Below are 16,310 nucleotides of genomic sequence, written 5' to 3'. Positions count from 1 at the left end.
TTTATTTCTTTTTAGCCCAGAAAAAAATCATTCTTTGGGAATTTTTCTCATCAAAGGGCCCCAGTTTATAATCGCCTAATAAATCAATTAAATTCAACCCAGCCAAACTAGCGTAAGAAATAAAATCATTTTTAGAGATCAGTTCCACTTTTTCTAGAAAATGAAATTTTTCTGCTTGATCTTCAAAATCGATGGATTTATAAAGGTACCCGTTTTCTTCCCAACGTTGAATGTGAAATTTGATACCTTGCCGAATAATGGTCTCTTTTTGAACCAAATTGGCCAAAACATATACCGGATTGAAGAAATCTAACACTAGAATTCCGCCTTTTTTTAATGCATTGGCCAAGACATAAAAAGCTTTTTGATTTTCTAATTTTTCATCAAAATACCCAAAACTGGTAAAAAAATTAAAAATGGCATCATAAAAATTCGCCTTCGGTAAAGCCTGTCTTAAGTCGTGTTCAAAAAAATATAAACCTGGACATTCCGATAATTTTGCTTCTAAAATATTACTTGGGGAAAGATCGAATGCTGAAACATGCAAACCTAAGTCAAATAAGGTTTTGGCATGCCTACCTTTTCCACAAGCGGCATCCAATACCTCTGCATGAAGTGGTATGGATAATTTATGTTGAAGAGTTTTGATAAAATTAGCAGCTTCCTCTTCATCCCTTTGAGCATATAAGATATGGTAATAAGGTGAATCGAACCAGGCGCTAAACCACTCATCTTTCTCTTCCATTATTTTCGGATACTAGGATTTGTTAAAAAATCATGAAAAGCCAATTCAATGCCCTGAGCTAATTCAATTTGATGATGCCAACCTAAAGCATGTAATTTACTGACATCCATTAATTTCCGTGGAGTCCCATCAGGTTTGGAATAATCCCATTTGATCTCTCCTTCATATCCAACAATCCGTTTCACATTTTCTGCCAAATCTTTGATGGATACCTCAAGACCAGTTCCTATATTCACCAATTCAGAATCTTGATAATTTTCCATCAAAAACAAACATGCGGCTGCTAAATCATCGGCATGTAGGAATTCTCGCATTGGCGAGCCTGTCCCCCACAGCTCCATAAAGGGTTTATTTTCCAATTTTGCCTCGTAAAATTTACGAATCATGGCAGGCAAAACGTGTGAATTCTCTAATGAATAATTGTCATTGGGACCATATAAATTGGTAGGCATAACAGAAATGAAATTGCAACCGTATTGGTCACGATAGGCCTCACACATTTTAATTCCAGCAATTTTTGCTATGGCATACGGTTCATTGGTAGGCTCCAAATAGCCGCTTAACAAATAAGATTCCTTCAGAGGTTGAGGGGCTAATTTCGGATAGATGCAGGAAGACCCCAAAAACATCAATTTTTTGACATTAGATACATAAGCCTGATGTATAACGTTGTTTTGAATTTGTAAATTTTCGTAGAGAAAATCAGCTCTATATGTATTGTTAGCAACTATTCCACCCACTTTTGCGGCGGCTAAAAAGACATAATCTGGTTTTTCCATTTGGAAAAAAGTAGCCACATCTACCTGATTTTTCAAGTCCAATTCGGATGAACTTTTAAGAATCAAATTATGGTAACCTAATGATTGTAATAGACGAACGATGGCTGACCCAACCATCCCTCTATGACCTGCAACATATATTTTCGCTTGCTTTTCCAAAAGAATTTATCTCGTTTTACTAAAGAATTAATCACAAAAAATCCTTGCAAAAATACACAAACTACCTCATGTAATCATTTAAATTCCTATTTTTGGAAAATTTTTTTGAGACAAACACGTTTCTAATCACATGATTCAAAAATTATCCATCTTATTTATTCTTTTTGCCGCTATCCACATTTCCGTATTAGGACAAGATAAGGCTGTTTTTTCCGACAAAAAACCCTTGATAGATACAACAGTCAAATCCAAAGGATTATTCGGTGGGCGAGTTGAAACGGGACTTGAAAAAGGAGTTGAGAAGGTTAAAAACCTAAAAAAAGAAAGTGCTGAATGGAAAAAAGAATCCAAGGCATTCATTGAAGAAATGGGTTTAAACAATTTAGGAAAGAAGTCGGCCAAATTGGTAAAAAACATCAAGAAAAAAATCATCGTAAAAGATGAATACGAAGGTGTAAAGACCGAAAAAAGATTGGGACAATATGGTAGTGGAAATAGAGCTGGCTATGAAGAAATCAATGTGGTCAAATACGTAGAGGATGAAGCAATCAATCCATACAATCAAGAAATTTGGTGGTTTGATCCAGCACAATCCCGAATTGTCAATAGTTCATTAAAAGACAATAAAACTGCTCAAATTTGCCATGGACCATTTAAAAGATACCTTAACCAAGTATTAGTGGAACAAGGTTATTTTTATATGGGTGCCAAAGATGGACGTTGGGAAAATTATGGACCCGAATTTGAATTAGAAAACAAACAATACTTTAAAAGAGGACTCACGGCTGAGTCGAGCATCTCCTATTATGATATTGAAAAAAAGAAAATCAAAGAGGTAATCCCAAAGGTCTATGGGAAAATTGTCGGCCAATACCTTTCATTTTTTCCTTCTGGATTAATGAAAGAAGAGGGAAAGTTTGATGATAGTGTAAAAATAGGCCGCTGGAGGGAATTTCACGAAAAAGGTACCGGAGGACGTTTAAAAAAGGAATGGCGTTTTGGAAAAGATAAATTTGACACGCAAGAAGGAATCTTAATTCAAGAACGTGATAATCAATCCAAAATCATTTTTCAAAATCCACAGAAATTTGATTAACATTGCGACATGAAAAATATAGGACTCCTATTATTACTTTTTTTTATGCAAAATCTCAGCTCTTTTTCAACAAGAGAGTCTGAAAGTAGTGTAGGCCTTTCTGTTATTTCAAATATTTCCCAAACATATTTATCCAACAATACAAGACCCCTTAATTATTCTTCTCATATCCCATTTACCTCTAATTTAGCTGAAGGAGAAGATGAAGATCAGGATGAAAATGAAAACGAAAATGACATTCATCATGCGGAGCTTGTAAACCATTTCAAACATAAATCTTTTTTCTTTGCCGAATCTAAGTCCCTATTCCAAACACACAAAAGTGACTTATCTCAGGCTTTTATCAACCAAATCTTTTCACCTCCCGAAATGAATAGTTAATCGTAATATCTAAAAAAAACTTTTAACAATTCAATTTCATGAAATTCAATAATTATCTATCTGCCTTCCTTAAAGGCGATTGGAAATCAGGCATAGCCGTATTTCTCGTTGCATTGCCATTATGTCTTGGTATTGCCTTAGCGTCAGGGGCACCACTTTTATCTGGTTTAATTGCTGGGATCATAGGAGGAACAATTGTTGCTCTATTATCTGGCTCTGAATTATCTGTTAGCGGACCTGCAGCAGGATTAACCATTATCGTAGCCAATGCTATTCATTCACTAGGTTCATTTTCTGGTTTTCTAGTTGCAGTGATCATAGCAGGGGCTTTACAAGTACTATTAGGATTATTCAAACTAGGCAAAATAGGTAGCTTTTTTCCTTCCTCTGTTATTCGAGGAATGTTGGTTGCCATCGGTATTGTTATTATCCTGAAACAAATCCCGCATGCATTAGGTGATGACTTGGACTTTATAGGCGAGTTTGAATTTTTTCAAGCGGATGGTGAAAATACCTTTAGCGAGTTATTCAACTCACTTCATTTATTAAAGCCAGGTGCTATCTTAATTTCAGGGATAGGTTTAATTATTTTATTTTCTTGGCCGGTTATTTCAGAAAAAATCACTTGGATAAAAGCCGTACCAGCCTCCTTAATGGTAGTTTTGATAGGTGTGGGAGTCAACCAATTGTTATTCATCTTTGAACCATCTCTTTATCTAGGTAATTCACTTGACCACATGGTCAACTTACCCATTTTTAACTCTTTAGGTGAAATCACAGAAGGCATCGTGAGTCCTGATTTTAGTTTTTTATCCAATCCTAAAATTTACACTATCGCAATCACCTTAGCCATCGTTGCAAGTTTGGAATCCTTACTTTCATTAGAAGCGACCGAATCATTGGATCCATTGAAAAGGATAGCTTCTGCCGACAAAGAATTAATTGCACAAGGGGTGGGTAATTTAACTAGTGGTTTATTAGGTGGACTTCCTATTACCTCTGTCATTGTTCGTTCTTCTACCAATATTTATGCAGGAGGAAAAACTAGGATGTCGGGATTTTTCCATGGAGTCCTTTTACTATTGGCTATTTTAGTTATTCCAATCTATCTAAATTTGATCCCATTGTCTTGTTTGGCAAGTATTCTACTGTACACCGGATACAAATTAGCACATCCTAAAGAAATCAAAAAAGTATTTAAGGAAGGATGGAAACAATGGATACCTTTCGCAATAACTATTTTAGTAGTCGTAGGTGTCGATTTATTATGGGGAATTTTTATTGGAACTATCGTAGGTTTGATTTTTGTGATATTCACCAATTATTCATCGGTATTTTCTGTTTTTGAAAATAACAATGAGATATTAATCAAATTTCAAAAAGATGTTACTTTTTTACACAAACTAGCATTAAAAGAAGCTTTGAGAAAAATAAAACCGGGTCAAACGGTTTATATAGATGCATCTAAGGCTCATTTTATGGACCATGACATACATTTATTAATTGAAGAATTTATCAGTACTGCCCAAGAAAGAGGCATTGAAGTTGACTATAAAAAGAAATAATCATGAAGGAATACAAAAAATTATTACTTAGTAATAAAGCTTGGGCAAGTGACCGCCTAGATGTGGATGAACATTATTTCGACGATCTATCCAAAGAGCAAAACCCGCTATTTCTTTGGATAGGATGTGCAGATAGTCGTGTACCGGCTGAAGAAATTACTCATGCTGATCCAGGAGAAATTTTTGTTCATCGAAATGTGGCCAATTTAGTTGTACACACAGACATTAATTTGTTGTCAGTTTTGCAATATGCCGTAGAGGTATTAAAAGTAAAACACATCATTGTCTGTGGACACTACAATTGCGGAGGTGTTAAAGCAGCAATGTCTAACCAAGATTATGGGTTAATCAACAAATGGTTGAGAAACATTAAAGAAGTGTACGAAAAGAATTATGATAACTTACAATTGATCAAAGATGAAGAACAACGCTTCAATCAATTGGTCGAATTGAATGTACAAGAACAAGTTCGAAACTTAGCCAAAACTAGTATCGTGCAAAAATCTTGGGGAAAAGACAAATACCCACACTTACATGGGTGGGTATTTGACATTCACTGTGGAGAGATCAAAGAAGTATTAAATATATCAGCAGGTGAATGGACGAATCCAGTCTTCACCTACGATTTTTAATTACAAATTGGTTTTAATTTTCAACTCATCCAATTGAGCTTGCGCCAATGGAGAAGGTGAATCAATCATCACATCACGGCCGGCATTGTTTTTTGGGAAAGCGATAAAATCACGGATAGACTCCGAACCGCCAAACAAAGAACAAAGTCGGTCGAAACCAAAGGCTAAGCCACCATGTGGAGGTGCTCCATATTCAAAGGCATCCAATAAAAATCCAAATTGTGCTTTTGCCTCCTCTTCCGTAAAACCTAATAATTGGAACATTTTAGATTGCAATTCCTTTTGGAAAATACGAATCGATCCACCACCAACTTCCACACCATTCACCACTAAATCATAGGCATTCGCTCTGACCTTCGCTAAATCACCCGCTTCCATCGCTGCAAGATCTTCTGGTTTTGGACTTGTAAATGGATGATGCATCGCAAACCAGCGATTTTCTTCTTCACTGTATTCCAATAATGGGAAATCAACTACCCAATGAACACTATAATTATTTGGATCACGTAAACCTAAACGGTTACCCATTTCTAAACGCAATTCATTCAATTGCTTGCGAACTTTATCGCCTTCACCTGGCAAGATCAAGATTAAATCACCTTTTTCTGCACCAAATGCTTCTGCCCACTTTTTCAAATCTTCTTCGGCATAAAATTTATCCACGGAAGATTTTAAAGCGCCATCTGCTTGGTAGCGCATATTGATCAATCCTTTAGCCCCAATTTGAGGACGGCGTACAAAATCAGTTAATTCATCGATTTGTTTACGTGTATATTCTGCTGCACCTTTCACACAAATCCCTACCACCAAACTAGCTGAATCAAATACAGCAAAATCTTTTCCTGATGTTAAATCAACATCCTCCCCTTTCAATTCGACAAATTTCATATCAAATCGAATATCTGGCTTATCAGAACCATAATATTTCATAGCATGCGCGTAAGTCATCCTAGAAACCTCACCAATATCCAAACCTTTGACTTGAATAAATAAATGACGAATCAAGCCTTCAAACATATTCAAAATGTCTTCTTGTTGCACAAAAGACATCTCACAATCGATCTGAGTAAATTCCGGCTGGCGATCAGCACGTAAATCTTCATCTCTAAAACATTTGACAATTTGATAATATCGATCAAAGCCAGAAACCATCAATAATTGCTTAAATGTTTGTGGCGATTGTGGCAGGGCATAAAATTCCCCCGGATTCATTCGGGAAGGCACCACAAAATCGCGTGCTCCTTCAGGCGTAGATTTAATTAAAACAGGAGTTTCTACTTCTATAAAATTCTGAGCATCTAAGTAATTTCTTACTTCTCTACCTACTTTATGTCTTAATTGTAAACTCTCACGAATTGGATTCCGTCTCAAATCCAAATAACGATATTTCATGCGGATATCATCCCCACCATCCGTTTCATCCTCAATCATAAATGGAGGTAATTTAGCCGGATTAAGCACTTTTAATTCTTTTACCTTTAATTCCACATCACCTGTCGGTAATTTGTCATTTTTAGCCAATCGCTCTACCAATGTACCTGTCGCCTCTATCACAAATTCACGACCTAAGCTTCTAGCTAAAGTCAAAGCCTCTGGTGTCGATTTACCTTCTTCCAACATTAATTGAGTAATGCCATAACGGTCGCGAAGATCAATCCAAATCATACCTCCTTTATCTCTTGAACGTTGTACCCAGCCACATAATGTAACTTCTTGTCCAACATGCTCTAATCTTAATTCACCGTTTGTATGTGTACGTAACATATTAAATGATTGGTAATTTTAAATTTTGCACAAAATTACAGAAATAGAATGGTAGTAGCAAAAGTGAAGTATTAATGCGAATTAAGAGTTGAAATATTCATTATTATTTCAACTTTCGTTATCGCATTGCCATTTATTGGTTAATTTATTTTCTATGGCATTTCTTTTTTTTAGAAAAAAAGAAACAAAAAAACTTAAATTCATAACTCATAATTCATACCTCATAATTTATTTCGTTTCTTTCTTCGGATTAACCCTTAGTATCGAGATATATTTAGCTTTAAGAACAAAAGTTTTTGTGATTTCGAACAGTGGCAGTACGCGGTTACTGACCCTGTCAAAGTAGGGTTATTGAGCTTGCCGAAGTATCGAAGCCATGTTTATAATGATTGTTACAAAGAGCAGCACGAAAAAAATTAATTAGAAGTTTTAACCCTTCATTCGCATTATTATGTTTCAAGAATGAATTAGAAGAAAGAAAAGAGATACAAGGTGTTTGTAGAAGTTAACATCAGCATTCAGACAACTAATTTTATCAAACAACTGAACTTTCTAAACCTTAAATTGCAGGGGGTAAGGGGGCCCATTCCCCATAAAAAATAGCCGTCTTAATAGCTAACTGAACACTTATATTTTTTATCAATTAACTAATTTTTCTATTTCTTATCTCTTTTTGAAATTACAATTATAGAGGTGATTGGAGCCAAAAAAAAGTGCTTGATTGCTCAAGCACTTGATGGAATAAATTTTAGGGTTAGGATTTAATTTTAACTTAGGTTAATTTAAGGGGTTGGTTAGGTATAATTTTGGGTTAGGTAAGTACTAATAACAATCTAATTAATTTTGTAGGGTTAGGTAAATTTTTAAGGGTTGGTTAGGCAATTAAAATATTAAGTGGTTTTGTTTCTGATTGTGATACAAATTTACAAGGTGTTGATTTTTGTCAACTTGTCTTTTTGCAACTTTTTGAAAAATAATTGATTTTTTTTCAAATAATTAAAAAACAGCCAAAATGGGCAATATAGGCATTATTGGAGCTGGAATTGGAGGAATATCGCTTTCCATCCGTTTGGCATGCCAAAATGAAAAAGTGGAAATTTTCGAAAAAAACGAATTCCCTGGTGGGAAATTAAGCTCCATTCAAAAGGATGGATTCCGCTACGATGCAGGGCCTTCACTGTTTACACTTCCAACATTAGTGGATGAATTATTTACCTTGGCTGGTAAAAACCCAAGGGATTATTTTAACTACCAGCGTTTACCAGAAATTTGCAAATACTTTTGGGAAGATGGCACCCGTTTATCCACCTTAGAAAATCCAACAGATACAGCAGAGGAAATGGCATCCCAACTTGGGGAGGACAAAGAATTAATCATTCAATTTTTAGCAGGACTTAAGCACAAATATGAAATCATCAGTGATTTGTTTTTAGGAAATTCTTTGCATGAATTAAGTACTTGGACAAGCAAAAAAGCCATGAAAGGCTATGCTAACATCCCTTCTTTAGGTTTATTTTCCAAAATGCACCAATACCATACCTCCTTATTCAAAAACCCTAAAACAGTACAATTATTCGATCGATATGCCACATACAATGGCTCTGATCCCTATCAAACCCCAGCTACTTTATCCATCATTCCACATTTAGAATACAATATTGGCGCATTTTTCCCTGAAGGTGGCATGATATCTATCACCAAAGCTTTATATCAATTAGCCATCGACCTAGGAGTTACCTTTCATTTTAATACTGCGGTAGAAAAAATATTACTGCAGGAAAATACAGCTGTTGGTTTGAAAACAAGCAAAGGAGAATTTCGTTTTGATGCCATTGCTAGCAATTCCGATATTCGACCAAGTTATTTAGGCTTATTGTCAGAAATTCCAGCACCCAAAAAATTATTAAATCAAGAAAAATCAAGCTCAGGAATCATTTTCTATTGGGGAATGAACAAAAATTTTGACGAATTAGGTGTCCATAATATCTTTTTTTCTGACAACTACCGTTCCGAATTTGACGCCATCTTCCAATCCAAAACCTTATTCGAGGATCCTACAGTCTACATACACATTTCTAGTAAATTAGAAAAAACAGACGCTCCACCCAATTCTGAAAATTGGTTTGTGTTAATCAATACCCCCGCAAACGAAGGTCAAGATTGGGAGAATCTTGTGAAAGAAACCAAAGAAAGAGTCTTGGATAAAGTCGGACGAATACTAGGCTATTCCATCAGAGAATATTTAATCTCCGAAGATTCCTTGGATCCCATAAAAATTGAACAACGCACCACTTCCTCTGGAGGAGCCTTGTACGGAAATGCTTCCAATAATCAATTTGCCGCATTCTTGCGACATCCCAATTATCGTCCTGCCATCAAAAATCTATATTGGGTTGGAGGTAGCGTTCACCCAGGAGGAGGAATCCCCTTATGTTTATCGTCCGCAAAAATTGCTGCTGATTTGTATCAAAAAAATGCTTATTTTCGCAAAAAATAAAGAAAAAACATGATTCAACGCCCACAATCCATTTTTTTACTCATTGTCATTTTCGCAGAAATAGTAGTTTGCACCGGTTTTCCCATTTGGGCGAAAACGGGAACTCAAGGACAACTTGTAGAACTTTTCATCACGCAATGGACACAATCATTGAATGGTAAGGAAGTAGCAAGTCAAGGAAACTACCTATTATTAATCATTGTCTTAGCCTCCGCTATCTTGAGTTTAGGAATATTATTTTCTTATAAAAACAGAATCCAACAAATGACCTTGGGATTGATCAATTCCGTCCTAATAGCCATTACCATGGGATATACGTTTTACATCATTTTCAAAGAAACCATCCCTTTGTTTGACCCAACCTTGAATGGCCAATATGAATTGGGATTTTATGCATTGGTTGTTGCCTTATTGGCTAACATGATTGCCAACCGATTGATTAGAAAAGACGAAATGTTGGTACAATCATCCAATAGAATGCGATAGAAAAACCATTCTAATGCTCGGCTTTGCCAAGATTAGATTATTGAAATCTCATTTTGATTTTATGCTGCTTGAATTATACAATTCCTTCCCTTAAAAGGTCGTGTAGATGAATAAATCCCACGGCCTTTTTATTTTCCATCACAACCAATTGAGTAATATTTTTTGATTGCATCAAGGCTAAAGCTTCCGTCGCAAAGGCATCTGCATCAATCGTCTTGGGATTTGGATTCATCATCTCTTGGATGTTGATATTAGCCCAATCCGATTTAGATTCTAACATCCGCCTCACATCTCCATCGGTTATGATACCAATCAAATTTTGATCCATATCCAAAATAGATGTCGCACCTAAACGCTTGGAAGATATTTCATGAATGGCTTCTTGAATGGTTGCATCAGGGGAGATATGTGGAAATTGATGTTGAGGATAAATATCAATGACTTTCAAATACAAACGTTTTCCCAATGCACCGCCCGGATGATATTTGGCAAAATCTTGAGCTGTAAATCCTTTACATTCCAATAAACAAACGGCCAAGGCATCTCCTAAGGCCAACGCCACTGTCGTGGAGGTTGTTGGTGCCAAATTTATCAAATCAGCTTCCGATTCTGCTAAAGCATGAAGAACGAAATCCGATTGTTGAGCTAGGTAAGAATTTTTATTGGAAACCATCGCAATTAAACAAACTCCCAATCGCTTAATGAGTGGCACCAACACCTTAATTTCTGGTGTATCGCCAGATTTAGAAATACAGATAACGGAATCTCCATCTTGAATCATACCTAAATCTCCATGAATAGCATCTGCTGCATGCATAAAAAGTGCTGGCGTACCCGTTGAATTCATAGTAGCAACGATTTTTTGAGCTATTATGGCGGATTTACCAATTCCTGTAAAAACGATGCGGCCATTCTGCGACAATAAATGTTCTACACAAGCTTCAAATTCAGAATCAATTAATCTACTAACTTGTAAAATGGCTTCTGCCTCTTGAGATAAAACTTTTTTTGCTGTGGATTGGATATTTTTGCTTAATTTCAATTTAAGATTGTTTTGCGACTTCAAAGATAACCAAGTCCACGAACATTTTTAACCTAAATTATTGAAATAGCCCATTAAGTATTGAAAAATATGTATAGTTCAATTTCCAGCGATGTGTTAAAGGAGCAGCTAAAAAAAACCTTTGGATTTAGTCAATTTAGAGGTGAGCAAGAACTCATCATACAAAATACCCTAAAAGGACTTAATAGTTTTGTTTTAATGCCTACCGGCGCCGGCAAGTCGCTTTGCTATCAATTACCCGCCATTGTTATTGAGGGCACTGCAATTGTTATTTCACCCTTAATTGCATTGATGAAGAACCAAGTGGATCAATTGATTGCCTTTGGTGTGAATGCACAATTTCTCAATTCATCCTTAACCAAGGCTGAAATAAATAAAGTAAAAAGTGAAGTATTGAAAGGAGAAGTAAAATTGCTTTACATTGCTCCTGAATCCCTAAATAAACAAGATAATTTAAATTTTCTTAAACAAGCCAATATATCATTTGTTGCGATAGATGAGGCACATTGTATTTCGGAATGGGGTCATGATTTCCGACCTGAATACAGAAAAATACGAGGTATCATTGAATCCATCAATGAAAAATTGCCCATCATTGCTCTAACGGCTACTGCGACACCAAAAGTACAGCAAGACATCCAAAAAACATTGAATTTAGAAGATGCACAGGTTTTCAAATCTTCTTTCAATCGGAAAAACCTTTATTACGAAATACGTTCCAAAGTGGACATTGATAAACAATTGATTCGTTTTATCAAGTCACATACTGGCAAAGCGGGCATTATTTATTGCTTGAGTAGAAAACGGGTGGAAGAAATTGCAGAATTACTTCATGTTAATGGCATAAAAGCTCTTCCTTACCATGCTGGCTTAGAGCCTCATGTGAGAATGGCCAATCAAGAAGCATTTTTAAATGAAGAAGTAGAAGTAATGGTTGCGACCATTGCTTTTGGAATGGGAATAGATAAACCCGATGTTCGATTTGTAATACATTATGATGCTCCAAAATCTCTAGAGGGTTATTATCAGGAAACTGGCAGAGCAGGAAGAGATGGTTTGGACGGAACATGTATCTTGTTCTATACCTACGATGATATTTTAAAATTAGATAAATTCAATAAGGACAAAGCTTTTACCGAAAAAGAAAACGCCAAGTTATTATTGAGTGAAATGGTTTTCTACACCAATTTAGGAGTTTGCAGAAGAAAACAATTACTGAGTTATTTTGGAGAATACATGGCTGATAATTGTGGGTTCTGCGACAATTGTTTACATCCTACGCCTACCTTCAAAGCCGAGGAAGAAGTTTCATGGGTATTGGAGGCTGTAAAAGAAACTGGAGGTAAATTTGATGCTGAACACATTGCGGATATTTTGGAAGGAACCACCAATCAATATGTGGAAAGTTATGGTCATGAAAAATTAAATGTCTTTGGAAAAGGAAAAATCGCACCATGGAATGTGGTGAAAGATGAAGATGATGATGATGACGAGGATGATGACGAAGAAAATGAGACTCCAAAAAAACCTAAATTAAAAGCAAAACCGAAAAAAGAAAATCCAGAAGACGAAATCAAATCTCCATGGATTTCATTTATCAAACAAGTAACCATTTTCGGATTACTAGATAAAGACATCGAAAACTATGGCGTTTTGGCGATTAGCGAAAAAGGTGAGGCATTTTTAAAAGACTCCTATCCTTTAACTTTCTCCAAAGACCATGATTATGAACAAGAAGGAAAGCCGATAGAATCAGATGATGAATCAAATGGTATTTCTGCGAAGGCTTATGATGATGCTTTATTTGAGCTATTAAAAAATCTTCGGAAGAAAATTGCCAAAGAAAAGAATTTACCTCCTTATGTCATTTTTCAAGATCCTTCATTGGAAGAAATGGCGACCACTTATCCGAGCAACCAAGAAGAAATGGCTCAGATCAACGGTGTCGGAATGGGGAAAGTTGTGAAGTTTGGAAAACCATTTTTAGACGTTATCAATCGATATGTGGAAGAAAATGAGATCGAAACGGCAAGAGAGGTAGTGGTAAAATCGACCGTCAATAAATCTAAAATTAAAATATTCATCATTCAACAAGTCGATCGAAAAATTGATTTAGATATTATTGCGGAGCAAAAAGAACTTGGCATGACAGAATTGATTCAAGAAATTGAAGCAATTTGTTATTCAGGCACTAAATTGAATTTAGACTATTTTATCAATCAAGTTATTGAACCCGATAAACAAGAAGAAATTTACGAATATTTCATGTCCTCAGATACAGATAACATCGCTGAGGCATTAGACAATTGTAATATTGACGATGTAAGCGAAGAAGAACTTCGTTTAATGAGAATTAAGTTTTTAAGTGAATTAGCTAATTAGAATATAATTTATGAACGTTTTATTATTGGGATCAGGAGGTAGAGAACATGCATTTGCTTGGAAAATTTCCCAAAGTCAGTTATTAGACAAATTATTCATTGCCCCAGGTAATCCTGGTACCGCAGAAATAGGGACGAATGTTGGTTTTGGTGTCAATGATTTTGAATCCATTGTTCAATGCATTAGAGAAAACCAGATTGAATTAGTTATCGTAGGACCGGAGGAACCTTTGGTTCGTGGTGTTCGTGATTATATCGAATCTCAATCTGATTTAAGCCATGTAGGGATTGTAGGTCCTGGAAAAGAAGGTGCTCAAATTGAGGGAAGCAAAGATTTCTCTAAAAAATTCATGCATAAATATGGAGTTCCAACTGCTGGATCCAAAACTTTTACAATTGAGAATGCTGAGGAAGGTTTAACCTATTTAAGCGAACAATCTTTCCCAATTGTGTTAAAGGCAGATGGTTTAGCTGCTGGAAAAGGGGTCATTATTGCTCAAACTTTACAAGAAGCGCAAGATTCATTTAAAGAAATGATTTACGATTCTAAATTTGGAGCAGCTAGTGAAAAAGTTGTGATCGAACAATTTTTACGAGGAATAGAACTTTCAGTTTTTGTTTTGAGTGATGGGGAAAATTATGTGGTACTGCCTGAGGCAAAAGACTACAAAAGAATAGGAGAAAATGACGAAGGTTTAAATACAGGTGGCATGGGAGCTGTTTCTCCTGTTCCATTTGCTACGGAAAAATTCATAAGTTTGGTGAAAACGAAAGTTATTGATCCTACCATACAAGGATTGAAATCGGAAGGTATCAGCTACAAAGGATTTATATTCATAGGTTTAATGAACCACGAAGGAGAACCCTATGTCATTGAATACAATGCTCGGATGGGTGATCCAGAAACTGAGGTGGTATTGCCTAGAATCAAATCGGATTTCCTATCTTTGTTAGTTGATTCCGCTCATGGCCGCTTAGAAGGACAAACTTTGGAAATAAATGACCAATATGCGGTAACTACTATGTTAGTAGCAGGTGGTTATCCTGAGGAATATAGAAAAGGGGATGAAATGTCTGGCATGGAAAGTGTAAAAGATGCACTTATTTTCCATGCAGGCACCAAGGAAGAAAATGGTAAAATAATTACCCAAGGAGGTCGTGTTATGGCTTTAACGGGAACTTCAAATACCTTAGAGAATGCAATTCAGAAATCTCAAAAAGCTGCAATTTCTATTCAATTTGAAGGTAAAAACTTTAGAAGAGATATTGGATTAGATGTATTAAGATATCAATCTTAACTCTAATTCGATTTTCATACATCAATTATGGCATGTAAATCGTGTTCAACGGGATCTTGTGGTTCCAAGGCATTAGCAGAAGGAGAAGTAGCAGTTTCAGGCTGTCAAAGTAATGGCGGTTGTGGTAGTGGAGGCTGCAATAAAATGAACGTTTTTGATTGGCTGTCCGACTTAGATGTGCCTCAGTTTCAGAGGTATCATATTGTGGAAGTGAAATTCAAAGGCGGCAGAAAAGAATACCTAAAAAATTCCAATCAAATAGAATTACACACGGGTGATGCAGTGATGGTCGAATCGACAAGCGGCATTCATTTGGGAGTAGTATCCTTACAAGGTGAATTGGTTCGTTTACAATTGCTTAAAAAGAGTATCAAAGACGATGAGAACATTAAATCCATTGTTCGGATTGCCACAGATAAGGATATTGAAAAACATGAACAAGCTTTAGCGAGAGATTTACCTACCCTATATCGTTCTCGTCAAATCATCGGAGATTTAAAACTAAACATGAAATTATCCGATGTAGAATTTCAATCAGATGGAACAAAAGCCATTTTTTATTATTCTTCAGACGACCGTGTTGATTTCCGAGAGTTGATTAAGCTTTTGGCCAATGAATTCAAAATTCGGGTGGAAATGAAGCAAATTTCGCTTCGTCAGGAAGCTGGAAGGCTTGGAGGAATTGGAATATGTGGTAGAGAATTGTGTTGTTCAACATGGTTGAGTGATTTTAAAAATGTAACAACTTCAGCCGCTAGGTATCAGAATTTATCTTTAAATCCTGTGAAACTAAGTGGGCAGTGTGGTCGATTGAAATGTTGCCTTAACTATGAATTAGAAACCTACATGGATGCCCTCAAAGGCATCCCAACCATAGAAGGACGTTTAAAAACCAAAAAAGGTGACGCTATTCTGCAAAAAACAGATATTTTTAAACGAATGATGTGGTTTGGAATAGTGGGTGAAGAAAGCATTTGGATTCCGGTTTCATGTGATCGCGTCAAAGAAATTATTGATTTAAATAAAAAAGGAATTATTCCTGAGTCGTTTGAGAATCTATCTCCAGATGCTCCAGTGGTGGAGAAACTGAAAGCTTCTGAATTGAATTCAGATTTAGATCGTATGGATAAAAAATACGGCAAATCAAAAAATGGAGGAAATGCGAAAAAAGGTGGTTTCGAAAACAGAAATAGAGAAAACCCCAATAAAGGTCCAAAACCAAATCAAGGAAATAATCCCAATAAAAACGCAAATCCGAATAGAAATAATTCGGTTAACAACGGGCCAAAAGCTCCAACGAATTCCAATGTTGAAAACAAAGAAAATACAGGTGCAATCGCTCCTACTTCAGGTGTAGAAGGTTCGACTCCCAAACCATTTAAAAAGAAATTTAAAAAGAAATTTAAACCAAGACCGGCAGGAGGAAATTCAGATGCTCCCACCACGCCAAGTGCTTAATTATTC

At 35.9% G+C, this 16,310-nt stretch carries 13 protein-coding genes; 9 read left to right on the top strand and 4 right to left on the bottom strand.

Annotation, left to right across the window (positions count from 1 at the left end; translation table 11 throughout):
* Nucleotide 1 precedes the first annotated feature (1 nt).
* The gene (locus tag V7S76_RS00440) at nucleotides 2-745 is read right to left on the bottom strand and encodes a class I SAM-dependent methyltransferase (protein WP_459508026.1); all 744 of its coding nucleotides are present in this window, start codon (nucleotides 743-745) and stop codon (nucleotides 2-4) included.
* A complete protein-coding gene (locus V7S76_RS00435) occupies nucleotides 745-1,683 on the bottom strand; it encodes a GDP-L-fucose synthase family protein (RefSeq protein ID WP_459508025.1) in 939 nt (312 codons plus the stop codon). Before V7S76_RS00435 ends, V7S76_RS00440 begins: the two co-directional genes overlap by 1 nt.
* A 130-nt stretch (nucleotides 1,684-1,813) precedes the next feature.
* On the opposite strand from V7S76_RS00435, the gene V7S76_RS00430 reads away from it, so the two are divergent.
* The 4 genes from V7S76_RS00430 to V7S76_RS00415 are packed head-to-tail and all read left to right on the top strand — an operon-like array spanning nucleotide 1,814 to nucleotide 5,357.
* Nucleotides 1,814-2,779 carry a toxin-antitoxin system YwqK family antitoxin gene (locus V7S76_RS00430; protein ID WP_459508024.1) on the top strand — a complete coding sequence of 322 codons (966 nt, stop codon included), beginning with the start codon at nucleotides 1,814-1,816 and terminating at the stop codon, nucleotides 2,777-2,779.
* A 9-nt stretch (nucleotides 2,780-2,788) separates the two neighbouring features.
* Nucleotides 2,789-3,160, top strand: coding sequence for a hypothetical protein (locus V7S76_RS00425; RefSeq protein ID WP_459508023.1), 372 nt, complete (start codon nucleotides 2,789-2,791; stop codon nucleotides 3,158-3,160).
* Between the two features lie 38 nt (nucleotides 3,161-3,198).
* Nucleotides 3,199-4,725, top strand: a complete 1,527-nt coding sequence (locus V7S76_RS00420; protein WP_459508022.1) for a SulP family inorganic anion transporter — start codon at nucleotides 3,199-3,201, stop codon at nucleotides 4,723-4,725.
* A 2-nt stretch (nucleotides 4,726-4,727) separates the two neighbouring features.
* Nucleotides 4,728-5,357, top strand: a complete 630-nt coding sequence (locus V7S76_RS00415; protein ID WP_459508021.1) for a carbonic anhydrase — start codon at nucleotides 4,728-4,730, stop codon at nucleotides 5,355-5,357.
* Here V7S76_RS00415 and aspS read toward each other — a convergent pair whose 3' ends face one another.
* Nucleotides 5,358-7,121 carry an aspartate--tRNA ligase gene (aspS, locus tag V7S76_RS00410; protein ID WP_459508019.1) on the bottom strand — a complete coding sequence of 588 codons (1,764 nt, stop codon included), beginning with the start codon at nucleotides 7,119-7,121 and terminating at the stop codon, nucleotides 5,358-5,360.
* A 1,012-nt stretch (nucleotides 7,122-8,133) separates the two neighbouring features.
* Here aspS and crtD point away from each other — a divergent pair.
* Nucleotides 8,134-9,618, top strand: coding sequence for a 1-hydroxycarotenoid 3,4-desaturase CrtD (crtD, locus tag V7S76_RS00405; RefSeq protein ID WP_459508018.1), 1,485 nt, complete (start codon nucleotides 8,134-8,136; stop codon nucleotides 9,616-9,618).
* 9 nt (nucleotides 9,619-9,627) lie between these two features.
* The gene (locus tag V7S76_RS00400) at nucleotides 9,628-10,104 is read left to right on the top strand and encodes a DUF4293 domain-containing protein (protein ID WP_459508017.1); all 477 of its coding nucleotides are present in this window, start codon (nucleotides 9,628-9,630) and stop codon (nucleotides 10,102-10,104) included.
* 73 nt (nucleotides 10,105-10,177) lie between these two features.
* On the opposite strand, the gene V7S76_RS00395 is transcribed toward V7S76_RS00400, so the two are convergent.
* Complete coding sequence (locus V7S76_RS00395) at nucleotides 10,178-11,146, bottom strand: KpsF/GutQ family sugar-phosphate isomerase (RefSeq protein WP_459508016.1); 969 nt, start codon at nucleotides 11,144-11,146, stop codon at nucleotides 10,178-10,180.
* Between the two features lie 90 nt (nucleotides 11,147-11,236).
* On the opposite strand from V7S76_RS00395, the gene V7S76_RS00390 reads away from it, so the two are divergent.
* From V7S76_RS00390 to V7S76_RS00380, 3 genes are read left to right on the top strand one after another with little or no spacing between them, the layout of a single operon-like run.
* Nucleotides 11,237-13,549 (top strand): RecQ family ATP-dependent DNA helicase, encoded by a 2,313-nt coding sequence (locus V7S76_RS00390; protein ID WP_459508015.1) that lies wholly within the window; start codon nucleotides 11,237-11,239, stop codon nucleotides 13,547-13,549.
* 10 nt (nucleotides 13,550-13,559) lie between these two features.
* On the top strand, nucleotides 13,560-14,846 hold the full coding sequence (gene purD, locus V7S76_RS00385) for a phosphoribosylamine--glycine ligase (protein ID WP_459508014.1): 1,287 nt from the start codon (nucleotides 13,560-13,562) through the stop codon (nucleotides 14,844-14,846).
* Between the two features lie 27 nt (nucleotides 14,847-14,873).
* On the top strand, nucleotides 14,874-16,304 hold the full coding sequence (locus V7S76_RS00380; protein WP_459508013.1) for a PSP1 domain-containing protein: 1,431 nt from the start codon (nucleotides 14,874-14,876) through the stop codon (nucleotides 16,302-16,304).
* Nucleotides 16,305-16,310: the final 6 nt, after the last annotated feature.

Source organism: Aquirufa sp. ROCK2-A2 (assembly GCF_054558485.1).
The sequence above is the reverse complement of the archived record's forward strand: the minus strand, read 5'-3'. Positions and strand labels throughout refer to the sequence as shown.

Excerpts from the sequence above, each read along its gene's own strand:
- V7S76_RS00440 (WP_459508026.1), bottom strand. The coding sequence starts at position 745 with ATGGAAGAGAAAGATGAGTGGTTTAGCGCCTGGTTCGATTCACCTTAT.
- V7S76_RS00430 (WP_459508024.1), top strand. The coding sequence starts at position 1,814 with ATGATTCAAAAATTATCCATCTTATTTATTCTTTTTGCCGCTATCCAC.
- V7S76_RS00425 (WP_459508023.1), top strand. The coding sequence starts at position 2,789 with ATGAAAAATATAGGACTCCTATTATTACTTTTTTTTATGCAAAATCTC.
- V7S76_RS00420 (WP_459508022.1), top strand. The coding sequence starts at position 3,199 with ATGAAATTCAATAATTATCTATCTGCCTTCCTTAAAGGCGATTGGAAA.
- V7S76_RS00415 (WP_459508021.1), top strand. The coding sequence starts at position 4,728 with ATGAAGGAATACAAAAAATTATTACTTAGTAATAAAGCTTGGGCAAGT.
- aspS (WP_459508019.1), bottom strand. The coding sequence starts at position 7,121 with ATGTTACGTACACATACAAACGGTGAATTAAGATTAGAGCATGTTGGA.
- crtD (WP_459508018.1), top strand. The coding sequence starts at position 8,134 with ATGGGCAATATAGGCATTATTGGAGCTGGAATTGGAGGAATATCGCTT.
- V7S76_RS00400 (WP_459508017.1), top strand. The coding sequence starts at position 9,628 with ATGATTCAACGCCCACAATCCATTTTTTTACTCATTGTCATTTTCGCA.
- V7S76_RS00390 (WP_459508015.1), top strand. The coding sequence starts at position 11,237 with ATGTATAGTTCAATTTCCAGCGATGTGTTAAAGGAGCAGCTAAAAAAA.
- purD (WP_459508014.1), top strand. The coding sequence starts at position 13,560 with ATGAACGTTTTATTATTGGGATCAGGAGGTAGAGAACATGCATTTGCT.
- V7S76_RS00380 (WP_459508013.1), top strand. The coding sequence starts at position 14,874 with ATGGCATGTAAATCGTGTTCAACGGGATCTTGTGGTTCCAAGGCATTA.